At 68.1% G+C, this 24,956-nt stretch carries 23 protein-coding genes and 1 tRNA gene; 14 read left to right on the forward strand and 10 right to left on the reverse strand.

The genetic code is table 11. From position 1 onward, the window contains the following. Positions 1 to 7 precede the first annotated feature (7 nt). The 5 genes from grcC1 to ACNUDN_RS04165 all read left to right on the forward strand — a co-directional run bounded on the left by grcC1 (position 8) and on the right by ACNUDN_RS04165 (position 4,856). The gene (gene grcC1, locus ACNUDN_RS04145) at positions 8 to 1,015 is read left to right on the forward strand and encodes a nonaprenyl/(2E,6E)-farnesyl/geranylgeranyl diphosphat synthase (RefSeq protein WP_419120765.1); all 1,008 of its coding nucleotides are present in this window, start codon (positions 8 to 10) and stop codon (positions 1,013 to 1,015) included. Positions 1,016 to 1,094: 79 nt separating this feature from the next. Beyond that, the gene (gene htpX, locus ACNUDN_RS04150; protein ID WP_419120766.1) at positions 1,095 to 1,973 is read left to right on the forward strand and encodes a zinc metalloprotease HtpX; all 879 of its coding nucleotides are present in this window, start codon (positions 1,095 to 1,097) and stop codon (positions 1,971 to 1,973) included. Between the two features lie 442 nt (positions 1,974 to 2,415). Continuing rightward, the gene (locus tag ACNUDN_RS04155; protein ID WP_419120767.1) at positions 2,416 to 3,744 is read left to right on the forward strand and encodes a family 16 glycosylhydrolase; all 1,329 of its coding nucleotides are present in this window, start codon (positions 2,416 to 2,418) and stop codon (positions 3,742 to 3,744) included. A 62-nt stretch (positions 3,745 to 3,806) separates the two neighbouring features. Then, positions 3,807 to 4,289, forward strand: a complete 483-nt coding sequence (locus ACNUDN_RS04160) for a hypothetical protein (protein WP_419120768.1) — start codon at positions 3,807 to 3,809, stop codon at positions 4,287 to 4,289. A gap of 36 nt (positions 4,290 to 4,325) precedes the next feature. Further along, positions 4,326 to 4,856: a hypothetical protein gene (locus ACNUDN_RS04165; protein ID WP_419120769.1), complete on the forward strand. Its 531-nt coding sequence runs from the start codon at positions 4,326 to 4,328 to the stop codon at positions 4,854 to 4,856. Between the two features lie 53 nt (positions 4,857 to 4,909). Here ACNUDN_RS04165 and ACNUDN_RS04170 read toward each other — a convergent pair whose 3' ends face one another. The 5 genes from ACNUDN_RS04170 to ACNUDN_RS04190 are packed head-to-tail and all read right to left on the reverse strand — an operon-like array spanning position 4,910 to position 10,544. Then, a complete protein-coding gene (locus ACNUDN_RS04170; RefSeq protein ID WP_419120770.1) occupies positions 4,910 to 6,505 on the reverse strand; it encodes an amidohydrolase in 1,596 nt (531 codons plus the stop codon). Then, positions 6,502 to 7,758, reverse strand: coding sequence for a M24 family metallopeptidase (locus ACNUDN_RS04175; protein WP_419120771.1), 1,257 nt, complete (start codon positions 7,756 to 7,758; stop codon positions 6,502 to 6,504). Before ACNUDN_RS04175 ends, ACNUDN_RS04170 begins: the two co-directional genes overlap by 4 nt. Then, positions 7,755 to 8,867, reverse strand: a complete 1,113-nt coding sequence (locus tag ACNUDN_RS04180) for a polyamine ABC transporter substrate-binding protein (protein ID WP_419120772.1) — start codon at positions 8,865 to 8,867, stop codon at positions 7,755 to 7,757. The genes ACNUDN_RS04175 and ACNUDN_RS04180 overlap by 4 nt, the downstream gene beginning before the upstream one ends. Continuing rightward, the gene (locus ACNUDN_RS04185) at positions 8,860 to 9,693 is read right to left on the reverse strand and encodes an ABC transporter permease (RefSeq protein WP_419120773.1); all 834 of its coding nucleotides are present in this window, start codon (positions 9,691 to 9,693) and stop codon (positions 8,860 to 8,862) included. The genes ACNUDN_RS04180 and ACNUDN_RS04185 overlap by 8 nt, the downstream gene beginning before the upstream one ends. Continuing rightward, entirely contained in the window at positions 9,690 to 10,544 is an 855-nt protein-coding gene (locus ACNUDN_RS04190) for an ABC transporter permease (protein WP_419120774.1), read from the reverse strand. The genes ACNUDN_RS04185 and ACNUDN_RS04190 overlap by 4 nt, the downstream gene beginning before the upstream one ends. A 170-nt stretch (positions 10,545 to 10,714) precedes the next feature. Here ACNUDN_RS04190 and ACNUDN_RS04195 point away from each other — a divergent pair, with 170 nt between their 5' ends. After that, positions 10,715 to 11,188, forward strand: coding sequence for an Lrp/AsnC family transcriptional regulator (locus ACNUDN_RS04195; protein WP_419120775.1), 474 nt, complete (start codon positions 10,715 to 10,717; stop codon positions 11,186 to 11,188). A gap of 18 nt (positions 11,189 to 11,206) precedes the next feature. On the opposite strand, the gene ACNUDN_RS04200 is transcribed toward ACNUDN_RS04195, so the two are convergent. Continuing rightward, positions 11,207 to 12,232 carry an NAD(P)H-dependent glycerol-3-phosphate dehydrogenase gene (locus ACNUDN_RS04200; protein ID WP_419120776.1) on the reverse strand — a complete coding sequence of 342 codons (1,026 nt, stop codon included), beginning with the start codon at positions 12,230 to 12,232 and terminating at the stop codon, positions 11,207 to 11,209. 172 nt (positions 12,233 to 12,404) lie between these two features. Between ACNUDN_RS04200 and ACNUDN_RS04205 the strand changes: the two genes are divergently transcribed. Further along, positions 12,405 to 12,845 (forward strand): hypothetical protein, encoded by a 441-nt coding sequence (locus ACNUDN_RS04205; RefSeq protein WP_419120777.1) that lies wholly within the window; start codon positions 12,405 to 12,407, stop codon positions 12,843 to 12,845. Between the two features lie 2 nt (positions 12,846 to 12,847). Here ACNUDN_RS04205 and ACNUDN_RS04210 read toward each other — a convergent pair whose 3' ends face one another. Further along, positions 12,848 to 13,339: a YajQ family cyclic di-GMP-binding protein gene (locus ACNUDN_RS04210; protein WP_419120778.1), complete on the reverse strand. Its 492-nt coding sequence runs from the start codon at positions 13,337 to 13,339 to the stop codon at positions 12,848 to 12,850. A gap of 168 nt (positions 13,340 to 13,507) precedes the next feature. Between ACNUDN_RS04210 and ACNUDN_RS04215 the strand changes: the two genes are divergently transcribed. Together ACNUDN_RS04215 and ACNUDN_RS04220 are read left to right on the forward strand one after the other, a co-directional pair. Next, a tRNA-Tyr gene (locus tag ACNUDN_RS04215) sits at positions 13,508 to 13,590 on the forward strand. A 93-nt stretch (positions 13,591 to 13,683) separates the two neighbouring features. After that, on the forward strand, positions 13,684 to 14,106 hold the full coding sequence (locus tag ACNUDN_RS04220; RefSeq protein ID WP_419120779.1) for a nitroreductase family deazaflavin-dependent oxidoreductase: 423 nt from the start codon (positions 13,684 to 13,686) through the stop codon (positions 14,104 to 14,106). Here ACNUDN_RS04220 and ACNUDN_RS04225 read toward each other — a convergent pair whose 3' ends face one another. Then, a complete protein-coding gene (locus ACNUDN_RS04225) occupies positions 14,107 to 14,889 on the reverse strand; it encodes an acyl-CoA thioesterase (protein WP_419120780.1) in 783 nt (260 codons plus the stop codon). Between the two features lie 194 nt (positions 14,890 to 15,083). Between ACNUDN_RS04225 and ACNUDN_RS04230 the strand changes: the two genes are divergently transcribed. Beyond that, positions 15,084 to 17,504 (forward strand): cadherin-like domain-containing protein, encoded by a 2,421-nt coding sequence (locus ACNUDN_RS04230; RefSeq protein ID WP_419120781.1) that lies wholly within the window; start codon positions 15,084 to 15,086, stop codon positions 17,502 to 17,504. 6 nt (positions 17,505 to 17,510) lie between these two features. Here the strand turns inward: ACNUDN_RS04230 and ACNUDN_RS04235 are convergent, their stop codons facing one another. Then, positions 17,511 to 19,355, reverse strand: a complete 1,845-nt coding sequence (locus ACNUDN_RS04235; protein ID WP_419120782.1) for a PQQ-dependent sugar dehydrogenase — start codon at positions 19,353 to 19,355, stop codon at positions 17,511 to 17,513. A gap of 357 nt (positions 19,356 to 19,712) precedes the next feature. Here ACNUDN_RS04235 and ACNUDN_RS04240 point away from each other — a divergent pair, with 357 nt between their 5' ends. Both ACNUDN_RS04240 and ACNUDN_RS04245 read left to right on the forward strand, forming a co-directional pair. Then, positions 19,713 to 21,086: a PE-PPE domain-containing protein gene (locus tag ACNUDN_RS04240; protein ID WP_419120783.1), complete on the forward strand. Its 1,374-nt coding sequence runs from the start codon at positions 19,713 to 19,715 to the stop codon at positions 21,084 to 21,086. A 76-nt stretch (positions 21,087 to 21,162) separates the two neighbouring features. Further along, positions 21,163 to 21,918, forward strand: a complete 756-nt coding sequence (locus ACNUDN_RS04245; RefSeq protein WP_419120784.1) for an SDR family oxidoreductase — start codon at positions 21,163 to 21,165, stop codon at positions 21,916 to 21,918. Between the two features lie 41 nt (positions 21,919 to 21,959). Here the strand turns inward: ACNUDN_RS04245 and ACNUDN_RS04250 are convergent, their stop codons facing one another. After that, complete coding sequence (locus ACNUDN_RS04250) at positions 21,960 to 22,184, reverse strand: hypothetical protein (protein WP_419120785.1); 225 nt, start codon at positions 22,182 to 22,184, stop codon at positions 21,960 to 21,962. A gap of 165 nt (positions 22,185 to 22,349) precedes the next feature. On the opposite strand from ACNUDN_RS04250, the gene ACNUDN_RS04255 reads away from it, so the two are divergent. Both ACNUDN_RS04255 and ACNUDN_RS04260 read left to right on the forward strand, forming a co-directional pair. After that, positions 22,350 to 23,267: an AraC family transcriptional regulator gene (locus tag ACNUDN_RS04255; RefSeq protein ID WP_419120786.1), complete on the forward strand. Its 918-nt coding sequence runs from the start codon at positions 22,350 to 22,352 to the stop codon at positions 23,265 to 23,267. A gap of 383 nt (positions 23,268 to 23,650) precedes the next feature. Continuing rightward, the gene (locus tag ACNUDN_RS04260) at positions 23,651 to 24,838 is read left to right on the forward strand and encodes a DUF7159 family protein (RefSeq protein ID WP_419120788.1); all 1,188 of its coding nucleotides are present in this window, start codon (positions 23,651 to 23,653) and stop codon (positions 24,836 to 24,838) included. The last annotated feature ends 118 nt before the right edge of the window (positions 24,839 to 24,956 follow it).

Raw genomic sequence — 24,956 nt, forward strand, 5'->3', positions numbered from 1 at the left:
TGGCTGTGTGAGGACACCGGCGAACGTGGTGGCGGGCGTGGACTTCGGCGATGCGGAATTCGCCCAGGACGTCCGCGACGGAGTTGCCCGTATCGAGGCCCTGATGTCCGAAGAGCTCGGCAAGGCCGACGTGCTGATGTCCGAGGCGGTGCAGCACCTGTTCCAGGCCGGCGGCAAGCGGTTCCGCCCGTTGTTCACGGTGCTCTCGGCGCACCTGGGGCCCGAGCCGGACTCCTGGCAGGTCACCGTGGCCGGCGCCGTCATCGAACTGGTGCACCTGGCGACGCTCTACCACGACGACGTCATGGACGAGGCGGCCGTCCGGCGCGGGGCGCCCAGCGCCAACGCCCGCTGGGGGAACAACATCGCGATCCTGGCCGGGGATTATCTGTTCGCCACCGCGTCGCGGCTGGTGTCCCGGCTGGGCCCCGAGGCCGTGCGGATCATCGCCGACACGTTCGCGTTGCTGGTCACCGGCCAGATGCGGGAGACGCGCGGCGCGGCCGATCAGGTCGACTCGGTCGAGCACTATCTGAAGGTGGTCTATGAGAAGACGGCCTGCCTAATCTCGGCGTCCGGCCGGTTCGGGGCGACCTTCTCCGGTGCCGACGACGAGCAGATCGAGCGGTTGAGCCGCCTGGGCGGCATCGTCGGCACCGTCTTCCAGATCTCCGACGACATCATCGACATCGACAGCGACCCCGACGAGTCGGGCAAGGTACCCGGCACCGACCTGCGGGAGGGCGTGCACACCCTCCCGGTGTTGTACGCCTTGCGCGATACCGGTCCGGACGCCGACCGGTTGCGGGAATTGCTGGCCAGGCCGGTCACCGACGACGGGGACCTGGCTGAGGCGCTGCATCTGCTGCGCGCGTCCGACGGCATCACGAAAGCCAAGGAGACGGTGGCCGCGTATGTGCGCGATGCCGAGCAGGAACTCGATCAGCTGCCCGATGTGCCTGGTCGGCAGGCCCTGGCCACGTTGGTGCAGTACACCATGAACCGTCACGGTTGACGGTCGTGGAACCCTTGCGGGGCCGTCGGTCGTTGTGGTGGCGAAGACTCATCCAGGTGTGTTGAGGAGGACTCCCGAAATGACTTGGCATCCGCACGCCAACAGGGCCAAGACGTTCCTGTTGCTGGTGCTGTTCTCAGGTCTGATCGTCGGTGTCGGCGCCCTGTTCGGCCGCAACATCATGTTCCTGGCGGTGCTGTTCGCCGTCGGCATGAACGCCTACGTGTACTTCAACAGCGACAAGCTCGCGCTGCGGGCCATGCACGCCCAGCCGGTCAACGAGATGCAGGCGCCGGCGATGTACAAGATCGTGCGCGAGCTCGCCACCACCGCGCGCCAGCCGATGCCGCGGCTCTACATCAGCGACACCGCGGCACCCAACGCGTTCGCCACCGGCCGTAATCCGCGCAATGCCGCCGTGTGCTGTACGACCGGCATCCTCGGAATCCTCAACGAGCGGGAACTGCGCGCCGTGCTGGGGCACGAGCTGTCCCACGTCTACAACCGCGACATCCTGATCTCGTGTGTCGCCGGTGCGATGGCCTCGGTCATCACCGCGCTGGCCAACCTGGCGTTCTTCGCCAGTATGTTCGGCGGTAACCGCGGCGGCGGCACGAATCCTTTTGCGATTCTGCTGGTTTCGCTGCTCGGTCCGATCGCGGCGACGGTCATCCGGCTGGCGGTGTCGAGGTCGCGGGAGTACCAGGCCGATCAGTCCGGTGCCGAGCTGACCGGCGACCCGCTGGCGCTGGCCAGCGCGCTACGCAAGATCAGCGCCGGCGTCGAGCGGGCGCCGTTGCCGCCCGAGCCGCAGTTGGCCGATCAGGCCCATCTGATGATTGCCAACCCGTTCCGGGCCGGCGAGAAGATCGGCAAGCTGTTCGCGACGCACCCCCCGATGGCAGATCGGATCGCGCGGCTGGAGGCGATGGCCGGCCGCGGTCCCGAGAATTATTGATCGCAAATTCCGCGTCATGCAATTCGGAAGAATAAATGCATGATCGGTAATGTTGCAGGCCATATAACGAACAATTATCGGTGCGTTCGATTATCGTCTCCGCATGGTCATGAGTGCGTCTTCGCCCTTCCATGTCGATGCGATCCGGCATGCCGCCGGTGCCGCGGCGTTCACCGGCGGTGCAGCAGTGTGTCTGCTGTTCGCGGGGGCATCGGCGCAGGCCTCGGCAGACAGCGAACCCGGTTCTCGCGCCGATTCCGAGACGAATGCGGTGAGCGGGCCCACGGCAAACGGGGCATCTGATAAGTCCGGTGGGTCGAAATTGGAATCAGCGACATCGCCAGGCAAAGAAGATGAAATAGGTGATACCCGGAGAAAAGCCGGAAAAGACCCGAATTCGGCGGTAAAGAGCAACACCGCGTTCCGCGACATTGACGCTTCCGTGTCCCAGACCGGAAGCGCGAGCCAGGAAACAGACGATCGTGATGACGTCGACGAGATCGACGGCGCCGACGATGAGGTCACCGTCGGGGACGCGTCAACCACGCCAGGCGACGCCGCGGAGCGCGACACCCCGGATGTTTCGGCAACGAGTTCCCGGACCCGCGCAGCCGCGACCGACGACGGTGCCGAGAACGACGGTGCCAACTCGGACGCCGCGACGGCCGACACGGAACCGACCGCGTTCGCCGCACTCGCGCGGGCGACGGCCGACCCGGAGATCCCGAATCTGTTCGAGTGGGTCCAACGGACGTTCTTCAACCGAACCCCGACAGTTTCGTCCACCGCGGGCGGTGTCATGGTCGGGTCCGACGGCAGCGTCACCGGAAAGGTGATGGCGGCCGATGCCGACGGTGACGTCCTCACCTACCGTGCAAGACCGCTGAGCGGCCGCGGCGGCACCGTGACCATCGGCACCGACGGGACGTTCCGCTACACGCCGCCCGCCGGGGTGGCCGACATCGGCGGAGAACTTTTCCGCGTCACGGTCAGCGACAGAGCTCCCGAAAACGGTTGGCACGTCCACGGACTGCTCGGTCTGCTGGTGCCCGGCTGGGGGTCCACCGCGTCGAGGACGATCGACGTGGGCCCGATCGTCCGGCCGGTTCCCGATCCCTCGACGGCGGCCGGTCGCTACGGCTGGGGCACCCCGCGGGAAACCCGGTTCACCGACGCGGCCGCGCTGTCCGGGTGGGGGGTCTACAACTCGGTCGGCCACAACGGATACGGGCGGCGCACCCCTGCCGCGCTGTCGTTCGTCGACGGCGTGATGGTGATCACCGGTGACGCCGCCGGCAACACCGGTGGACTGGCGTGGAACGGCGGTCAGAAGTACGGGGCGTGGGAGGTCCGTCTGCGAGTGCCCCGAGGTGCCGCGGACTACCACGCAGTCGCGCTGCTGTGGCCCGACGCCGAAAACTGGCCCGTCGGCGGGGAGATCGACTTCGTCGAGATCCTCGGGGATTCCACCCGGCAGAACATCTCGCACTTTCTGCACTACTCCGCGCAGAACCGCACCGAGTCCGCGGTGTCGAAGGTGGACGCCACCCAGTGGCACAACTACGCGGTGAGTTGGACCCCGCAGGCCATCACCGTCTACGTGGACGGCACACCGGCGTGGACGACGACGAACGCCGAGCGATTCCCGCCCGGGCCCATGCACCTGGCGCTGCAGCTCGACGCGTCGGAGAAGCGGCCGATCACTCTGTCCGGTGGTGCCCAGATGATGGTCGCGTGGGCGCGCCAGTACCCGCTGAGCGCGATCACCTGACGCCCCCGTCAGACTTTCATTCGCGACGGGCACGGCCGGTGCCGCGCGTCTACTGTGTGTGCGTGCTCAGCAGATACGCGGTCGGTGTGGTGGGTGCGGCGCTGGCGGCGGTGCTCGCCGTGCCGGGGGTGGCGGTGCTTGCCGCGCCAGGCGTGGCGGGGGCCCAACCCGATGTGAACGCGATGCCACCGGCGAATCCGAAGGACTACGCCGCCAACGACGGTGCCTGGTACGTGTTCAGCGCTCTCGACGACGTCACGTGTGTCCTGGATCGAGGGTCGGGCAGTTACGGGTGCAGCGGTCCGCTGCCGGCGGCACCCAACGGCGCCAACCTGGTGACCGGCAACGTCGGCGGGGGCGTGGGCTTCGCCAGTTCGGCGGCGCCGATGTACGGGATCGTCGAGAACGCGCCGGCGCTGCCGCCGCACAGCCGGCTCAGTTTCCGTACCGTGAGCTGCGGCAACGACGGGTTCGCGACGTCGTGCATCAACACGCTCAACCAGTCGGGATTCGTGATCAGCCCGACCGGGACCTACGCGTTCTGAAACACTGCTGACCTCTGGGGCGACATCTAGGCTGTGATGGTGCGCAGCAGAATCGTCGTCGGTGCCGTGGGTGTTGCCGCGGCTGGTGTCCTCAACGCGTCCGGCCTGGCGGCGGCGCAGCCGGCACCGCCCCCGCCTCCGCCGGCACCCAACGTCAACGCCTACCCGCCGGCCAACCCCAAGGACTTCGCCGTCCTGGAAGGCACCGCGTACGCGTTCAGCTCCAATGGGTTGACCTGCATGCTGCAGCGTTCGGGCGGTTACGGCTGCAACGGGGCGTTGCCCGGCGCACCCGAGGGTGCGAACCTGGTCAGCGGAGTGTCCGGCGGGGTACCGGGCTGGGCGTCGGCGCCGGCGCCGATCTTCGGCGGCCCGGTCAACGAACTGCCCCCCAACACCCGGCTGAGCTTCGGCACGGTCAGCTGCGGCGGTGACGGCGCCCTGACCGCCTGTGTCGACAGCCGCAATCAGTCCGGATTCGTCGTCAGCCCCGGCGGCTCGTGGATCGTCAACCAGGTCAATCCGCTGCTCGCCCGGCCTGAGGGCACCAACCCGTACTTCAACTAGTCCGCGTCCTCCCTCCCAGGCCCGATTCGGCCGGGCCTTCCGACCAGGCCCCCTCAGCCGATGTGCACCTCGTCGCCGCGGAAATAGGTGGCGGCCACGCCGACCCGGCCCAGTTCGTGGTCCTCGACGGTGTACGGGTCGGTGTCGAGGACCACGATGTCGGCGTCGCGGCCCACGGTCAGCGACCCGGTGCGGTCGTCGACGCCGGCCGCGAAGGCCGCATTGCGGGTGAACCCGAGCAGGCAGGTGGTCAGGTCGAGGGACTGAGTGGCTCCCAAAGGCGCGGTGTCGACGTCTCCGGGTGGACGTCGCGTGACCGCCACCTCGATCTGGGGCAGCGGGTTCGGGGTGCTGACCCGCCAGTCGCTGCCGAACGCCAACGTGGTTCCGGCGCGGACGAGGTCGCCGAACGGGTACTGCGCCTCGAACCTGTCCGGTCCGAGGGCGGGCCGGCACAACGTCACGTTCTGCTCGTCGCGGCACGCCCACAGCGCCTGGACATTGGCAATCACGCCGAGTTCGGCGAACCGGGGGATATCGGCGCTGCGCACCACCTGCAGGTGGCAGATCTGGTGGCGCGGACCCGGCGCCGGGTCGTGGCAATGTGCGAAAGCGTCCAGCGCCGAGGTGGTGGCCGCGTCGCCGATGCTGTGCACGTGCACCGAGAAGCCGGCCTGGACGCAGGTGGTGATCGCGTCGCGCAGCTGCGCAGGGTCGAACAGCGGCGTGCCAACGGAATGGCTGCACTGGTACGGCTCGTGCAGCGAGGCGGTCAGGTTCTCCACGACACCGTCGACGAAGATCTTCACCATGCTGGCGCCGACCAGCGGGCCGTCGGCGCTGTCGCGCAGCTCGCACAACGTCGTGATCTGGTCCGTCCCCAGCCCGGGGTCCCAGTGCAGTGCGGCGGTCACATGAGCCCGCAGGCTGCCGTCACGCTCGGCGTCCAGGTAGGCATCCAGCATCGGCGCGGACAGCCGCGCATCCTGCCACCCGACGATGCCCAGGGAATGCAGGTACCGCTGGCCCGAGGCCAAAGCGGCGGCCCACTCGTCGGCGGTGATCTCGGGCATCCGAGAGCTGACCAGCCGCATCGCGGTCTCGTGCAGGGCGCCGGTCGGTTCGCCGCGCTGGTCGCGTTCGATCCGGCCCCCGGGCGGATCGGCAGTGCGGGCGTCGATGCCGGCCAGGCGCAACGCGGCAGAGTTCACCCAGGCGCTGTGTCCGTCCCGGGCGGTCAGGTACGCGGGTCGGGCGCCCGTCACCGCGTCGAGGGCCGTCGCATCCGGATTGCCTTGCGGGAACGCCGACATCGTCCATCCACCCCCACGCACCCAGGCGCCGTCGGGCAGTGCGCGGGCCGCCTGCTCGATGACCGCCAGGTAGCCGTCGGAGTCGGTGTCGTGCAGATTGACCCAGAGGTCGAACAGCGAGCCTTCCAGCAGGTGGATATGGGCGTCGTGGAACCCGGGGCAGATCAGCCCGGTCGCGTGCACCATCTCGGTGCTCCCGGACCGGTAGTGGGACAACACATCTGAGCGGTCACCGACGGCGATGATGATGCCGTCGGCGACGGCGACGGCTTCGGCGAAGCGTCGGGTCGGGTCGGCGGTGAACACTCGGCCCACGAAGACCGTGTCGGCGATCATCCGGCCCGCAGAACGTCGAGGGGTAGCGACGAAAGCGTCCTGGCTCCGTGCTCGCCGAAGATCACGGTGTCGATCATCGGGTAGAGCACGATGCTCTCGTAGTTGGTGACCACGCCGCTGCGGAAGACGTCGTCGCTCGGCTCGCCGACGGTGAACGTCCACTCGCCCACCCAGTCCGGCGGGAAGGACAACCCCAGCTCATAGCCTCCGTTCCAATTGTGTAAACCCCATAAACCGTTGTCCTGCAACAGTTGTTCGATCTCCGAGGTCACGTCGTCGACCCGGACGCCGGCCGCGGCGCGGCCGCGCAGGATGGCGAACGCGGCCGCCTCGATCTCGGCGAGGCGGTAGAGCTCGTCGGTCGGATCCTGCCCGACGACGAACCAGCGTTCGATGTTGGCATGGTAGCGGTGCACCACACCGCAGGGATCGGCGCAGAGCACGTCGCCGCGCCGGATCACCCGGTCCGAGGCGTAGGCATGGCCCAGTTCGATCGGTCCCACCACCACCGACTCGTGCAGGGCCGCCGGTTCCCCGCCGGCGGCCGCCATCGCCGAAACCATGATGCCCCAGGCCTGTTTCTCGGTCATGCCGGCCCTGACCTCGGCCTGCAGCGCCCGCAGGCCGGTATCGCAGACGGCGGCGGCGCGCTCGATCATGGCGATCTCGGCGGGGGATTTGACCAGACGCACCGAGCGGGTCACCGCGCTGGCGTCGACGACCCGGCAGCCGGCCGCTGTCAGCGCGGCCTCGACGACCTCGCTGGTGGCGCGGTTGGGCACATGACTGTGGAACTCCATGCCGACGATTCCGCCGAGCCAACCCCGGGCGGTCAGATCGTCGATGATGAGCCGCAGCACCGCGTCGCCGTCGTCGCCGCGGGAGAGCACCACATCGGTTGCCACCGACGTACGGTGTAGCAGGTGGCGATGATGAGCGACGTCATAGACGGCATAGTCACCGGAGTCGACGTGCAGCACAGTGCACTGCAACGGCGGCCAGCGGGTGGACGATTGGGCCCGGTACCAACGGGATTGGTAGCCGTGCAGCCAGCACATCGCATCGGGGGAGCTGACCAGAATCAGGTCCAGGCCGGCCGCTCGGGCACGGTCCCGCAGCGCCAGCCGTCGTCGGTCGTACTCCTCGGTGGAGAACGCGTGGCTGGCGGGGTCGGCTTCCACGTCGACGTAGGCCGCGGCGACCAGTTGCTGGAGGCGGGCTGCGTCGACGTGTGAGCGGGCGATGTGTGTCACGCGGAGGCTTTGACTCGGGTCCACGCCTGATTCCAGGCGGTGAGCTGCTGATCCTGCAGTGCGGCCAGCCACACATCAGGATTGGACAGGACCGCCTGGTCGTAGGTGAGGAACGGGTACTGGGCAACCAGTTTGTCGTAGGCGGCCATGCCCGCCCGGGTGGCGATCGGGTAGCCGACGAAATCGACGATCTTGGTCATGTTGTCGGGGCGCAGCAGGTAGTCGGCGAACATCAGGCCGGTGCCGGGATGTTTGGCCGCGGACGGGATGACCATACAGTCGGAGTTGAACGCCAAAGTCTCACGGCAGAATTGGAAATCGATATCGTCGGCGAACGAGGCCTCCTTGAGGGTGGAGAATGTCGCGCCGGTGTAGTTCATCAGCAGATCGGCCTCACCGTTGGCCAGCTTCTCCCCGGCTGAGCTGCCGAATCCGCCCAGGCTCTTGCGGAGTTCGATCAGCGAGTCGGCGGCCTGGTTCAACTCACCGCTGTCGCTGGTGTCGGTGGGTAATCCCAGTCGGGCCAATGCCATCGTCATCGATACCGTGACATCGTCGAAGATGAAGGTGCGCCGGTCGAGTCGGGGCGCGAGGTCCCACAGGTCGTTCCACGAGCCGGTGAGTCCCTCGACCCTGCTCTTGCGGTAGGCCAGTCCGATACCGCCCATGGCGTAGGGCCCGGCGAGGTGTTCGGACTTGGGTTCGAACGGCGGGTCCTGGAACAGCTCGGTGACCTCCGGCCAGTTGCTCATCACGCTGTGGTCGATGGGCAGCAGCAGATCGGCCGCGGTGGCCCGGGCGAAGAAGTTCGACGGCAGGAAGGTGATGTCGTAGGAGGCGCCGGCGCCCAGCTTCTGGATCATCTCGTCGACAGTGGAGAAATAGGTCTGGTTGACCGTGACGCCGTACTCGCTCTCGAAGCCGGCGATGACGTCGTCGGGGACGTAGCCGGTGGGCGCGTAATATGCCAGATCGCCGTCGATCTCGGCTTTCGGAGGTTCCAGCGTCGCCGCCTGGTTCCCCGACTCTCCCGAGCATCCGGCCAGCCACAGGGCGGCGGCCCCCGCGCCGGTCACGAACAGGAAGTCGCGTCGTGTCGTTCTAGCCATGAACGTTCCTCATGTGTTGTGGGGTCGGGGATTTCGGGGCACCGGTTGATCGTCTGGCGCGTTGCAGCCACAGTCCGAACACGCCGAGCAGCACGGTGATGACGATCATCGCGGTGCCGATCGCATTGATCTCGGGGGACAGGCCGAACCGCAGCATTCCGTAGATGCGGACCGGAAGCGGTGCAATCTCGGTGCCGGACAGAAAGACCGAGGTGACGAAGTCGCCGAATGACAGCACGAACGAAAGCGCGGCGGCCCCGGCGATGGCCGAACGCAGCTGGGGCAGGATCACGGTGCCGAACGCGCGCAACCGGCCGGCGCCGAGGTCGGCGGCCGCCTCCTCCAGGCGGGGATCCAGGGTGCGCAGCCGGTTACCCACCAGCACGGTGACATAGATCAGGACGAAGGTGGCGTGCCCGATGATCAGTGTGAGCGTCGACAGTGGTACCTGTGCGGTGGTGAACAGCGTCATCAGCCCGACCGCCGTCGCCAGTTCCGGAGTGACCAGCGTCGACATCGCGACCGCCTCGACCGGGCGGGTCACCCGGCGGCGTCCGTGGACGAACCCGTAGGCCAACAGACAGCCCAGGACCACGGCGATCACGGTGGCCGCCGCGGCGACGGTGACGCTCAATCCGAGCGCGGCGAGGATGTCCGGGTTGTCGGCGGCCTGTCGGTACCAACGGGTGCTGAAACCCTCGAACTCCGACAGCGACGCCGAGGAGTTGAACGAGAACAGCACGATCACCAGCAGCGGCAGGTCGAGAAAAACCAGTGTGGCGCAGACTAATACGGCCAGACCGATGGGCATCCGTCGTCTGGTCACGGCGTCACCCGCGTCCGGCGTAGCGTCCGGCCTGCCGCGACGGCGAGATATGTCAGCGCGATGAACGTGACCATGCCGGCCAGCAGCGTGGCCGTCAGCGCCGCGCCGAACGGCAGCGACCCGGCTGTGGCGAGCTGGTCTCGGATCAGGTTGCCCATCAGATAGGTCGATCCGCCGAGGAACTGCGCGATGGCGAAATCACCGAGGCTGAGTAGGAAGACGAGCTGGCAGCCCGCGGCGATGCCCCCGGCGGTGAGGGGGACGATCACCGTCCGAAACGCCCGCCACGGAGTGGCATTCAGGTCGTGGGCGGCCTCGACGAGGCGCCAGTCGACGCGTTCGACCGCGAGGAACACCGCCAGGATCATGAACGGCAGGAAGCTGTAGACCAGGCCGAGGTTGAGCGCGTACGGGTTGCCGATCAGGTTGACCGGCCCGATTCCGAGCCGGGTCAGAATCGAGTTCACCGGCCCGTCGCGGCCCAGCAGTTGCACCCAGGCGTAGATGCGGATGAGGTAGTCCGCCAGCCACGGCACCAGGACCGCCAGCAGCAGCGCGGGTTTGGCCCGGCCACCGTAGCGGGAGATCGCGTAGGCGCAGGGGTATCCGATCAGCACGCACGCGAGGGTCGCGAGCACGGCGTAGGCGAAGGTGCGGGTCACCACCGGCAGGTAGGTGGCGTCGAAGACCAGCGCGAAATTGTCGGTGCTGAACCCGTAGACGGGGCGGCCGATCATATCGGGGGTGGCGACCGCGGCGGCCAGGATCAGCGCCAGCGGAATGAGATAGAAGCAGGTCAGCCACATCGTGCCGGGCAGCAGCGCGCGCACCCAACCGGCTCGTGTGGTCATCGGCGATCCCCTGTGTTGTCGAACAGACTCCGACAACGATGACCCTAGTTTGTTTTCCGCATGTTTCGTCGCGGAAAACAAAAGAAATAGCCAAGAAGATCACGGAATCAGTGAAGATGTTTGGCTATTGTTGGTGGAATCCATGAGGCAGGAACTGACCGGGGGTGGTTGTGACCGACGATGCCGAGCGGCCATTGGACAAGGTGTCGGCCGCGATCGTGGACTCGCTGCGGCCCGACGGGCGCAAGTCCTACGCGGCCATCGCCAAGGAGGTCGGAGTTTCCGAGGCCACCGTCCGGCAGCGCCTGCAGAAGCTGATCGAGCAGGGGCACATGCAGATCGTCGCCGTCACCAACCCGGTGGGGCCCGGTCGGTTCACGTCGATGTTGCTGGTCAAGACCACCGGTAATTCCGATGCGGTCGCTGCTGCCCTGCGCGAGATTCCCGAGGTGACCTTCGCGGTCGCCACTGCGGGTGCCTACGACGTCCTGGTCGAGGTGACCTCCCGCGACGGTGCGCATCTGCTGGGGGTCATCGACGGCTCGATCCGCACCATCGATGCCGTCACCGAGGTGCAGACCCTGATCTATCTCAAGCTGCTCAAGCTGAGCTATCAGTCCGGAGTCTGGCCCACCACGAGCTGAGCCAGCGAGTCGCGCCGCTCAGAACCCGGAGCCGTGCACCTCGTGACCGGGTTTTTCCAGCATGAGCCCGTGATAGGCCTGTTCCACGGTCGCCCCGTGGTTGACCACGCCGTCGACCTCGCGCGCGATGGGCATCGAGATACCGCACTTCTCGGCGAACTCCATGATCACGCTGGAGGCCTTCACACCCTCGGCGACCTGATTCATCGCCGCGATGATCTCCTCGACCGTCTTGCCCTGCCCGAGTTGTTCACCCACGTGCCGATTGCGACTGCGCTTCGATGTACACGTGACGATCAGATCGCCCATCCCGGCCAGCCCGGCGAAGGTGTCGCGGTTGCCGCCCAGCGCGACACCGAGTTTGGACATCTCGGCGACGGCCCGCGCCATCACCATGGCCCGGGTGTTCTCCCCGATGCCCAGCGAGTAGCCCATGCCGACCGCGATCGCGTACACGTTCTTGAGGGCACCGGCCATCTCCACCCCGATGACGTCGTCGGTGGTGTAGGTACGGAACCGCTTGGTGCGGAACAACTGTCCGAGGTTGGCGGCCAGGTGCTGATCGGGCATCGCCAGCACCGCCGCCGCCGCATAACCATCGGCCACCTCGCGGGCGATGTTGGGGCCGGCCAGGATTCCGGCGGGGTGCCCGGGCAGGACCTCGTCGACGATCTGACTCATCCGGTAGTTGGTGCCCTGTTCGAGACCCTTGACCAGCGACACCACCGGCACCCAGGGCCGCAGCTGCGCGGCCAGCTCGGTCAGCACCCCGCGGAAGCCGTGTGACGGCACCCCCATCACGATCACATCGGCGCACTCGGCAGCCTCGGAGAAATCGGTGGTGGCACGCAGGCTGTGCGCCAACTCCACCTCGTCACCAAGGTATTTCGAGTTGCGGTGGTTGTCGTTGATGTCGGCCGCGGTCTCCTCCGAACGCACCCACTGCAGCGTCGGCCCGCGCCTGGCGCAGATGGAGGCGACCGTGGTCCCCCACGATCCGCCTCCGAGAACGACGACTTTGGGTTCACGTTGCGCTGGTGCCATGGAAGATCACATTAGGGCGGGGACGTCGGTGCGAGGGCTGGTTTGGCATGCCCGACCCTGGCCCGGATAAATCGCCGCACCGACCCTGTCGCCGTGGCGGCGATAATGAGAGCCGACATTGCGAAGGGGGTCGCGGTTGCCGTTCACGGTATCGACGGTCGAAGCAGCGAACGTGCGGGCTCTGACGGCCGCGGCGACGGAGCTCGGCGCCAAGATCGGTGAGCTCGACGCGCTGATCGCCGAGCAGCGGCAATCGGTGCAGCGGTTGCGCGGGGCGGCGCGCGGCGCCGCCGGGGACGGGATGGTCAGGCAGGCCGAACAGACTCTGGCCGCGCAGGTGCATGTGCGGGACAGACTGGTCGCGGTGCGCCGTTCACTGCGCGACGGCGGTGACCGCCTGTCGGTTGTTCGGGACGGGCTGACCGGACTGGTGGAGTCACTGCGGGCGTCGGGCTGGACGGTCACCGACGCCGGGCATGCGATCGCCCCTCGGTTTCCGGCGGTGCTCGTGCGGTTCGAGCCGGGATTCACCGCGGTGCTCAGACAGCTGCTGCGGCTGTTCGACGAGATCGACGCCGGCACCGCGGCAGGTATCGGCGGCGCGCTGAGCTGAACTCAGCGGTAGTTGACGAACTGCAGGGCGACGTCGAGGTCGGCGCCCTTGAGCAGGGAGATGACGGCCTGCAGGTCGTCGCGCTTCTTCGAGCTGACGCGGATCTCCTCGCCCTGGATCTGGGCCTTGACACCCTTGGGTCCCTCGTCGCGGATGATCTTGGTGATCTTCTTGGCGTCCTCGCTGGAGATGCCCTGCTTGAGGGTGCCGCTGACCTTGTAGGTCTTACCGCTGGCCTGCGGGTCGCCGGCGTCGAACGCCTTCATCGAGATGTCCCGGCGGACCAGCTTCTCCTTGAACACGTCGACGGCGGCCTTCACCCGTTCTTCGGTGGAGGAGACGATCTCGATGGCCTCCTCACCCTTCCAGGCGATCGTGGTGTCGGTGCCGCGGAAGTCGAACCGGGTGGACAGCTCCTTGGCGGCCTGGTTGAGCGCGTTGTCGACCTCCTGGCGGTCGACCTTGCTGACGACGTCGAACGATGAATCCGCCATTGGACTCGTCCCTCCCTCGTGTTGTCGGTACTTGGGTTGTCGGTACTTGGGTCCATCTTGGCCGCCGGCCGCGACCTGCCCGACACCGCCCCCCACCCGGCGATTTGTACCCGGGCACGGTCCTCGTTATATCCTGCTGTGCGCGCTTGCAGCGCACATGCAGCACCCGGCAGGTTGCCCGAGCGGCCAATGGGAGCGGACTGTAAATCCGTCGGCTAACGCCTACACAGGTTCGAATCCTGTACCTGCCACGCTGGTCAGGCCCCCTTTCGAGGGGGCCTGATTTCATTACGGACATGCCTGTGCGGGAATATCGGCCGCACGTGCCGGTGTCCAATAGGGACATGGATAAAGCAGCGTTCGACGAGATGAACCGCCCCGTGATCGAGGAGTTCCGCGCCACCGGCGGCAAGGCCGGCGGCATCTTCGAGGGCAAGCCGCTGGTGCTGGTGCACCACATAGGCGCGAGGTCGGGCACCGAGCGCATCGCGCCCCTGGTGCCCTTGCTCGAAGGTGACCGCATCTACATCTTCGCCAGCAAGGGTGGCGCCGACACCCATCCGGACTGGTACCACAACCTGGTGGCACACCCGGAGATCACGGTCGAACTGGGCACCGAGACATTCGATGCCACCGCGCGGCCCCTCCAAGGCGCCGAGCGGGACGAGGTCTACGCCCGGCAGGTGGCCATCGAGCCGCAGTTCGGCGAATACCAGCGCAACACCACACGGGTCATCCCCGTCGTCGAACTGGTCCGCAAGGGCTGATCAGAGCCGCCAGAGCGACTCCTGCGCCACACTGGCCACCAGGATTCCGTCCTCGCTGAGGATGGATCCGCGCGCCAGACCGCGAGCGTCGCTGTGGCTGATGGCCTCCGCCTCGTAGATGTGCCACCGGTGCGGGTCGACGGGGCGGTGAAACCACACCGCGTGATCGAGGCTGGCAGCGCCACCGGGTCCCGGGCGTTGCGCGTCCCCGGGCGGGCGGGCCACCGCGACCAGGCCCACATCGGAGATGAAGGTCAACGCGCACGCCCGTAGCAGCGCGTCGTCCTCGACAGCCTGCCTGCTGCGGAACCACATCGGCTGCACCGGCCAGTCGTCGATGCCACGGCGGATGGTGAGCAGGTCGAAGTGGTCGGCCCAGCGCTCGGGCATCCCGGTCGGGATCAACGCTTCGGACCGGGCGAGGGTCGGCGCGCCCGGGCGTTGCCAGTCGGTGGTCTGCTCCGGGCGGTGAAACGAGGCCAGCATCTCGAAGATGGCGACCCCCTCCTGGTTCGCCGTCACCCGCCGCGTGTTGAACGACTTGCCGTCGCGGGTGCGCTCGACGACGTACTCGACGTCGATGCCGACGCGCCCGCCCTTGATGAAATAGGCATGCAGGGACTGCGGCAGCCTCTCGGATGGCACGGTCGACCCCGCCGCGGCGAGCGCCTGCGCGGCGATCAGCCCGCCGAACAGCCGGCCGCCGGCGCCGAAAGCCGCTGTGCTGCGGAAGGTCTCACCATCGCCGTCGAGCCGCACCAGGTCCGCGATCCAGCTCGGCATGATCCTCCATCGGTGGCGGGGCGACGGCGCACCGCCGCAAGCGCGGCGGCGGTCGGGGTGATCGACACATGGTAGAGGGTTCCCCCGGTGCGGTTGCTCGCCGCGTCGGCGTCGCGACGGGACGGGATTCGTTGATTCGGCAATGTCCGGCTAACCGCGGGGTTACCCTCAGCCTCTAGTGGGAGGGGGTTCCCGTGTCGCCACAGCAACGCAGCGGGTGGGTCGCCGCCGCGGCGGTGTCCGCAGGGATCGGCGCCCTGGCGCTGTTCGGAGCGGGCACGGCGGCCGCAGATCAAACCTCGTCTCCGTCCAGTACGGAAAGCTCCACCGCAGACGCGGCGACCGCATCGGAGCGGCGCAGCCATCCGCGGAACTCCGACGACGGTGTCGCCGAGCAGGACGGGCAGAACCGCTTCGCACACGCCGCACCCGAGGACGACACCGAGACCGAGGACGACACCGAAACCGAGACCGACACCGAAACCGAGGACGACACCGAAACCGATGAGGTCGAGGTCGACCCCGAGGAGGACGAGGCCGGCGGGGGCGCCGCTGTGGATGAAAAGTCGGAGGACGACCACGGCGCTGCCCACAAGTACGCCGAAAGCAGCGGCGTCGGAGACGTTGAGACCAGGGTTCCTCGCTCCGCGTCGGCCCAGGCACCGAACGGTGCCGACATAGCGAACACCGCTCCCACGGTGGCGACGTCGGTCGATGATCCCGATCCACTCACCGGTGTCACGAAGATCACTGCCGCAGGCCACGATCCCGACGGTGACGACTTGCGTTACAGCGCGTCCAGACCGACCTTCGGCCGGGTGGTCGGCGACGGCAGCGGCGAGTTCACCTACACTCCAACGTCGTTCTCGCGACTGCTGGCGCGGTTCGTCCCCTTCGTCCGGTCGGATCGCGTATCGGTGACCGTCAGCGACGGGCGGGGTGGCGTCACCGTGTCGATCGTCGCGCTGACCATAGTGCCGCTCAACAGCGCGCCGAGAGCGCGCGCCACGACCGTCGCTGCGCCCGTGCCGGCGACCGGCGTGGTGACCGGAAAGGCCAACGCCACCGACCCGAACTGGGACCGCGTCACGTTCGCGGCATCGACGTTCGACACCGGCAAGGGCCGCGTCACCGTGAACGGCAACGGCACCTTCGTCTATACCCCCACCGCGACGGCCCGCCATCGGGCCGCGGCCGTCGCCGCCTCGACGGCGGAGCGCACCGACACCTTCCGGATCACCGTCAGCGACGTCTTCGGTGCCGTCACCGAGATTCCGGTCACGGTGCAGATCAGTCCGGCCAACGCCGCGCCCACCGGCACCGCTCGTGTGCAGGACCCGGACGCGACAAGCGGTGTCGTGGTCGCGACGGTGATCGGCACCGACGCCGATGGCGACGCCCTGAGCTACAGCGGGCCGTCCGCCACCGCCAGGGGTACGGTCGTGGTTTCCGCGGACGGTGGTATCACCTACGTGCCCAACGCGTTTGCCCGCCAGATCGCGGCATCGATGTACTCCACGCCGGCGTTGCGCTCCGACACTTTCGGGGTCACGGTCAGCGACGGCCATGGCGGGAACACCGTGGTGAGCGTCACCGTCACCATCGCGCCCGACACCGAGTCTCCGGCCGCGGTGCCCCCGTCGACGTTCTGTGGCTGCACATTGATGCCCGCGGACACCGTCTTCCACGCCGACATTCGCGGACTGCCCGCACTCGCCGAATCGGCCACATGGCTCCAGCTGCTCGGCAGCGACCGCGGTGCCACCCTGCAAGCCCGATGGGGCGGCTCCGAATGGATGGGTAGCACCGCGGGAATCCCGGTCAACGTTGTCGGTGCCGATCACCCGAGGGAGACGGTCATCTTCAACCGTGGCTATTCGACGTCGGGGCCGGGTATCGACGACCGGCCGTATGCGATTCCGGATCGTCCACTGGTGGAGGGAATGCCGTCCTATCCCGCCTGGGACCGGCACCTGTTCGTGTTCCAGGAAGGCACCTGCATCTCCCAGGAACTGATCAATGTCGCCAACGGCGTCGAACTCCCCGGCGCGGGAATCCTCGACATCCTGGGCAACGCTGTGTACCGGTCGATCTGGGGTTCGACGTGGATCGCCCAGGGCGGAGTCCAGTACGACATGAATTCGGCCTTGTATCCAGCCATCGGATTCGCCAACGCATCTCATCTTCCACAGGTGCCGCTGATGTTGCGTCCCGACGAGATCGAACGCGGCTACGTCGACCACATGCTGGGCCTCACCATCGCCAAAGACCGTGGCGCGGGATATGTCTGGCCGGCACGAGCCGGCGACGGCAGTGGGGCCGACGGCGTCCCGATGGGGATGGTGTTCCGGCTGCGCGAGGACGTAGACCTGCGCGGGTACGCCGAATCGACTCAGGCGGTGCTGCGCGCCCTCCAGGTGCACGGCGCGGTCATCTACGACTCGGCTGCTCCCGGTGAGGACGGCCTGAAGCTCGCGGGGATCAGCAACGGTTGGGACAGTGACCGATTGCGGGACATGCAGCGCGAGTTGAACACTGTGCCGCTGCACTGGTTCGAGGCGGTCGATGTGACGGGACTGGCCGCCGATCCCACGGTCGGCTGGCGGATCGGATGAGCTGAATCACACCGATTCAGCGAGCCGGATCGCGGCGAGCGCGCCCGGCTGATACCTCAGCTGGTACAGCCTGCCGTCGGGACCCTCGGCCAGGACGACGGTCGCGCCGGCGGCGGGGTCGAAGGTCCGCACCTCGCCGCACGCCGTGTAGTCCGGTGTGCACGTCAGTGTCCTGATCCAGCCCTGGACGGTGTCGGCGATGAACACCCGGCCCTGATACACGGCCACCGACGTGATCGCCGCGCCGCCGCCCCGCGGATAGGTGAAGATCGGGTCGGTCTTACCCGCGCAGGCGCTGGTGCACACGCCCTCCGAACTCGGCCATCCGTAGTTGCCGCCCGCGGTGACCCGATTGACCTCCTCGAACGCCGAGGCGCCGACGTCGGCGACCAGCAGCCGGCCGGTCGGGGTGAAGGTGAGCCGGAACGGGTTGCGCAGCCCGTACGCGTAGATGTGCGTCCGGCTCCCGTCGATCAGCGGATTGTCCACCGGTACACCGCCGTCGGTGTTCAACCGCAGGATCTTGCCGTGGATGTTGCCGAGGTTCTGCGCGTTCGCGCCGGTGGCGTTGTCCCCGACTCCCCAGTACAGCGTGCCGTCGGGCCCGAAGCCCAGCGCGCCGCCGTGGTGGTTCGGCGCCGCGCTCAGCGACGATTCGATCAGCAGCCGGTCGATTGTGGCACTGTTGCCGTCGACGATGAGGCGCGACAACGTGTTTCGTGTGGTGTCCGCGGCGACGTAGGCCACGTAGATGCGACCGTTGGTGGCGAAATCGGGATCGACGGCGAGCCCGCCGATTCCGCGCTCCACTTCGGTGCGCACCGCGAGGGTGATGAGCGGGTCGTCGCGCAGGACGCCGTTCTCGACAACCCGAATGGCGCCGGCCTTCTCGGCGACCAGGATGCGGCCGTCGGGCAGGAACCGGAAGTCCACCGGGGATCTCAGGCCCTCGACCACGGTGGCGCGTTCGTAGCCGATGAACACCGTCTGAGTGTGGCGGTGCCCGCTGCTGCCGAGCAGTCCGAAGGTGAACAGGTTGAGCAGACCTGCCGCACCGTGGATGTGGAAGCCGCTGCGCGCATCGCTGACGGTCACCTCGAAGCTGTCCTGACCGGTGTAGGTCGCCCCCGGGGTGTAGAGGAACGTGCCATCGGCGTTGACGACGACCGACCCGTGCGCCGGCCGGGTCGCTGTGTAGGTCAACCGACTGGAGTCGGCGTCCTCGGCGTGCAGACTACCCACCACACGGCCGTCGACGACAGCGTTCTCGGCGGGCTGGTGATTCAGCGTCGGGGTCTTGTTGTCGAAGAGTCGCTCGAAGAAGCCGGGCTCCTCGGCTTCGGCGGCGGTTGCCGCGGCCTGGGTCGGTGACGAGGACGCCTCCTGGTCACGGTCGGCCGAGTCGGTGGCCGAGTCGGTGCGGCTGGGTTCGGTGCCGGTGTCTGCGGGTGCCGAACCTTCGAGGTCGCGCTCCGGCACGGTGGCGTCGGCCTCCGGGGCTTCCTCGTCCTCCGTTGATTCGTCGCCCTCGGTTGAATCGTCGGAGCCCTCGGTCCCGGCGCCGGCATCTTCTGCCTCGTCATCGTCGGCGGTCTCGTCCGCGCCGGGGCCTTCGTCATCCCCGTCCGCCGGCGCTTCGTCCCTGTCGGGGCCGGCGTCCGGCGTTTCCGCGGTCGCCGACGAACGTGACGACGGGGCCGAATCCGCGGTCTCGGCCGATGCCACGGCCGCGCCGGTCAGCACTGCGGCCCCGGCCCCCAGAGCAAATGCCAGCCCGCCGACGCGCCCGACATAGCGGGCGTAGCCGTCAGAAGCCGGACGTCGTCCTGTGCACCGTGCCGATTCCCCCATGACGCCTCCTCAGCCGCGGTGCATCGCGAATGTGCAGCCGACGGTGCCGCAATGCCCCCGATTGTCGAACGGTAATCCGATGCGTTTGCTGAACACTGCGTTATCGCCGTGACGTCATCTTTTCGCCATGAGCTGGGCGTGAACGCCGAAGCGGCGAAGGTCGACCGGTACGCGCCGACCCGGGGGACGGTGGTCGGTCGGACCCGGCATCTGAGGATTCGGCACCCGACCGGCGCGCGCCGCCGGTTGCCACAACAGCACCAATAGGCTCAATGGGTGGTTTCAGCAAACGGTGGGGCTTACACTCCCAACGATGCGGGAGCGTAGGGGCGCCCCGCGCGGGCGAAGGGGGACGCCATGGGCAGGCATCGCGACACGGTGCAACGACGGCGGGCAGTGAAGGACGCCGCGGCGGCGGTGGGCACGGCGGCGATGGCAGTCGCAGGCGCCGTCACGATCGGCGTCGCACCCGGTATGACGGCTGCCCCGGCGCTGACGGCCTCACTGCACTATCTGCGGGGCACCAACATCGGTTATCGGCCCAGCGAACAGGAGTTCCACCGCTTCATCGACGCGGTGGTCGACGGCACCGGGGTCGAGCCGCCGGACGCGCCATACGAGCAGGTCGGGTACAACGCCGGCTTCTGGCCGGTGTCCCGGGGCGGATTCAAGGATCTGACCTTCGACAACTCCGTCCGTCAAGGGATGCAGTCGCTGCAGGCCGAGCAGCCCGCCGGTTCCGACCTGATCTTCGGCTACTCCCAGGGAGCGGTCGCGGCCTCGCTGTACAAGGCGGACCACACCGGTAACACCTACCTGTTGGTCGCCAACCCGAACCGCGCCAACGGTGGAATCATGCAGCGGTTCAACGGAATCAAGATCCCCATACTCGACTTCACCTTCAACGGAGCCACCCCGAACAACGGTGACCCGACCTACGACATCGTGCGCCAGTACGACGGATGGTCGGACTTCCCGACCTACCTGTGGAATCCGATCGCCGTCGCCAACGCATTCATGGGAATCCTGCTGGTACACGGAAACACTCAGCTGGAACTGACCGCTGCCGACTTGGACGCTGCGAAGAACTCGGGCGATCCGGACTACTACCAGTTCGATGCGGGCTCCAAGACCCACTACTACGTGATCAAGACCTACCCGGTGCCGCTGTTGATGCCACTGGATGCGCTGTTGCCCGACGCGATCATCGCCGCGCTAGACGCGCCATTGCGTCGCTTCATCGAACTCGCCTACGACCGAAGCGATTACAGCGTGCCCACCCGTGCGAAGTTCTTCGGGCCACTCACGCCACGCGAACCCAGCACCATGGCCGAGCTTGCCCCCGGTCCGTCCCAGCTCGTTGCCGACGCGTCGGACACCGATTACCAGTCCGAGGACGCCCGGAGCGGGCCCGACCACCACGGCAGCGCAGGCGAGGCGGCCGCCCTGGATGCGGTCGAGGGCACCGCGGTCGCCGACGACGATATCGACTCCGGTGCTGCGGTCGGCGGCGAATTCGTCGCGGACGAGGGCGAATCGGTGGAGGAAGCCATCGAGAAAACTACCGAGGAAGCCACCGAGGCAGAGGCAGAGGCAGCCGCCGCCGGCGACGATGACTGCAGTCAGGCCGGGGACACCGCCGGAGACTCCGCGGGCGACACCGCCGGGACGCCCGACAGCACCGCCGAGGAATCCGCGGCGGGCAGGGGCGCCGCCTCTACCGCGGCCTGACGGTCAAGACGATCGCGAAGGAGTTCCGGACGCCGCGGTGTTGATCCACGGCGGGCGTCGGTCTTAGCTTTCGAACATGACCTCAGTGCTCATCACGGGCTGCTCGTCCGGCTACGGCCTGGCCACCGCTCGACGCTTCCTCGACGAAGGCTGGAATGTGCTGGCCACCATGCGAACTCCGCGTCCCGACGTGCTACCCCGATCGGACCGGTTGCGGGTTCTCGCCCTCGATGTGACCCGGGCGGACAGCATCGCGGCCGCGGTGCAGGCCGCCGGCCCGATCGATGTGCTGGTCAACAACGCCGGCATCGGTGCGGTCGGCGCCTTCGAAGCCACCCCGATGCAGACTGTCCGGGAGTTGTTCGACACCAACACCTTCGGTGTGATGGCGCTGACCCAGGCCGTCGTGCCGCAGATGCGGATGCGCAAGTCCGGTGTCATCGTCAACGTCACGTCCAGCGTCACCCTGGCGTCGATGCCGTTGGCGGCGGCGTACACCGCCAGCAAGGCGGCGATCGAGGGCTTCACCGGGTCGCTGGCATTGGAGCTGGGCTTCTTCGGAGTCCGGGCCAAGCTCGTCGAGCCCGGCTACGGCCCGTCGACGCAATTCGCCAGCAACGGATCTCACCGCATGACCGAAGTGATTCCCGCCGAGTACCAGGCGTTCGCCGCGCCGATCATGGAGTCCTTCGCATCGCCCGCGGCGGTGACCACGCCGGACGACGTCGCCGACGTGGTCTATCGGGCCGCCACCGATGTGACCGACCGTCTCCGATATCCCGCCGGGGCCGACGCCGTGGCGCTGGCGCAGGCCCGGACCCAGATGCTCTGAGTCCGGGCCCACGCTGTCGGCTGAGCTCTGAGTGCCGACGATCAGTGCCGCCAGAAGTTGTTGTGGTGGCGGTGGCGCTGGTGCCAGGTGTGCATGACCGGGTTGTGGCTCTGTTTGTCGGGTGTGGCGACGATGGCGTGGCTGCCGTTGGTGGTCGTGCTGCTGACCGCCGCGCCGGCGGCGCCGGCCAGGCCCAGTCCGAGCGCGCCGCCCAGGATGCCGGCCGAGACCAGGGGCAGGGCGATGATTCGGGTGATCTTGTTCATCTCGAAAACTCCTGTAGCAGTGTGCTTTTGATCGTGTGGTCCGGTGTGTTCCGGCGATGAGACAAGAATGCCGGTTCTCCGGTCGCGCGTCTGTCCGTCGGCCGGCGGATGCGGGGGTGGAATCGTGTGTCCCCCGATCGGTGGACCCCGCGCTAGCGTGTGCGGGTGGGCGACGTCGATCCGATGGAAGTGCTGATGTCGCTGCTGCGGCCCGAAGCGGTGCTGTCGAAGGTGATCACCGGCGGCGGACAGTGGAGCGTGCGGAAGCCTCGCTACGGAGATCCGGCCTTCTGCCTGATGCTGGAGGGCTCCTGCGTCCTCGACGCCGACGGGCTCGACGCCGTGGTGCTGCACCGCGGCGACTTCCTGCTGCTCCCTCAAACCCCGGAGTTCACCCTGGGCGCCGACCGGGACCTGCCGCCGGTGTTCAGCGCGCTCGACCATTCCCGCCGCACCCGCCATGGCGGCGCATCCGAGCCGGTCACCATGCGCATGCTCGGCGGCTATTTCCGCTTCGACCCGGCCCATGCAGCGCTGCTGGTCACACTGCTGCCGCCGCTGATCCTGGTGCGTGCCGACGCCGCCGGTGCCTCGCGACTGCACCGTCTGGTCGAGTTGATCGCCGAGGAAGCCGACGCCGACGGCGCCTGCCGCGAGCCGATCCTGCAACGACTGGTCGAAGTGCTGCTGATCGAAGCCGTGCGCGTTCACACCGGTCCGGCTCTCGGCGGCGCGCAGCGCGGCCTGATCGCCGGGCTGGCCGATCCCGTCCTCGCACCCGCCCTGCGTGAGCTGCACGCCGATGTCACCCGGGGTTGGACCGTCGAGCAGCTGGCCCGGACAGCGGCGGTCTCGCGGGCGGTGTTCGCCCAGAGATTCACCCGCACGGTCGGCATGCCGCCGATGCAATACCTGCTGGAGTGGCGGGTGGCGCTGGCCAAGGGCCTGCTGCGCGCCGAACGACACTCGATCGCCCACGTGGCCCGGTGCGTGGGCTACCAGTCGCCGACGGCTTTCACGACCGCATTCACCCGGGTGGTGGGATGCTCGCCCACCGAGTTCGCGCGCGCCCCAGTGAGCTGAGTCGCTTCGCGACTGGGTGCATGAGTCGCTTCGCGACTGGGTGCATGAGTCGCTTCGCGACTGTGGCCTGCGTTACGTCCTGCAGCGCTCAGAGCGCAGCGGTGGGATCGTCGGAACGAGACACCCAGCGACGAAAGGCCCGTCATGACGCAATGCCGCAGCTGCGGTGCCGAGCGGCCGTCCTGGCTCGGTGAACCGCACCGATGTGTCGGGGACGCCAATCTGTCGTGGCTGACGTTTCACCAGCTGAGTGCGCACGCGGCCATGGCGTGGCGTCGCCGGCTGCTCGATGAGCTGCCCTGAACCGCTCGGCGGCCGACTGTGCGGGGCACGGCCCTCGCGGTAATGTCGAGGACCAGTCGCAGGGAGATTGGTAGCAATACATGGACGTCGTACTCGGTTTGTCGATGACCGCGTCATCGATCCGCTGGGTACTTGTCGACGGCGTGACCAGCGAAGACAGCCGCACCATCGACCGCGGCACCGTGTCCGTCGACGCCGCGTTCACCACCGAGAGCCTGCTGGACCGGCTGTTGAGCCGACCTGTGCACGCGATCGGGCTGACCTGGACCACCGAGGCGGAAAGCACCGCCAGCGCGGTCTGGCAGGCGCTGACCGACCGGGCCGTCGAGAATGTGATCGCAGTGTCCGACGTGGAGGCCGCCGAGGCCCTGGCCTGCGGGATCGCCGATCTGGCCGGTTGCGAGCGAGTGGTCGTAGGCGTGGCCGAGCCCGGCACGTCGGTGATCGCTGCCGTCACTCCCGACGGGGTGACCGCCGACCGCGTCGATCCGGCGGCGCTCACCGACGTCGACGGTCTGGACCCCGACGCCGTCTTCGTGCTCGGCTCGGGGGACGTCGCCGGGGTGGTGTCCGAGCTGAAGCAACACCTCCAGGTGCCGGTCGTCTCCGCCGACGAGGCCGAGCTCGCCGTGGCCAGGGGGGCGGCGCTGGCCTCGGCATCGGCGGTGTCGCTGCTGGACGCTGCGGCGTCCCCGGCCCGGCGCAGACCGTCGCCCACGGCGACGCTGGCGTCGGTACTCGGTGCCGCGGTCGTGACGTTCGTCGTGTCGCTGTCGGCCGCGCTGGGCATGAGCCTGACGCCCGACGACCCGGCGCCGCAGATGGCGCGCGCGGTGACCGAGCCGGTCGCCGAACCTGCCGAGGCACCGGCCAGCACACCGGCACCGGTCAAGGCAGCTCCGCCGGAGCCCGAAGCCGTGCCCGCACCGCCGCCACCGGCGCCGCCGGTCGCCGAGCCGGTCGCCGTCGAGCTTCCGGTCCCGGCAGCACCCGCCCCGCCGCAGGCCCCGCCGCCGGTGTACGACGAGCCGGTCGCGGCGCCACCTGTCATCCCACCCGCGCCGGCCTATGTGCCGCCGCCGCCACCGGACAACTATCTGCCGCCCGCCCCGGCCGCCCCCGCCTATGTGCCCCCGCCCGCCGCCCCGCCCGCACAGGTGCCCGCGATGGTGCCGCAGGTGCCACCGGCGCAACAGCCGCGGCTGCGCGATCGGATCATCGAGCGCATCCCGATCATCAACCGCTTCCACGAACCGCAATATCCCTGATCTGAATCCCCGCCGGAGGTAGTCGGCGTCGGCATCGCGTCCCACGCGCGGCGAGTCGTGCCACGGGCCGAGGCGGGGTGCGGTCCGGCGGTGGCGGGATCTGTGGTTCGCCGTACGG

Source organism: Mycobacterium sp. smrl_JER01 (assembly GCF_048513595.2).
Taxonomy (GTDB): Bacteria; Actinomycetota; Actinomycetes; order Mycobacteriales; family Mycobacteriaceae; genus Mycobacterium.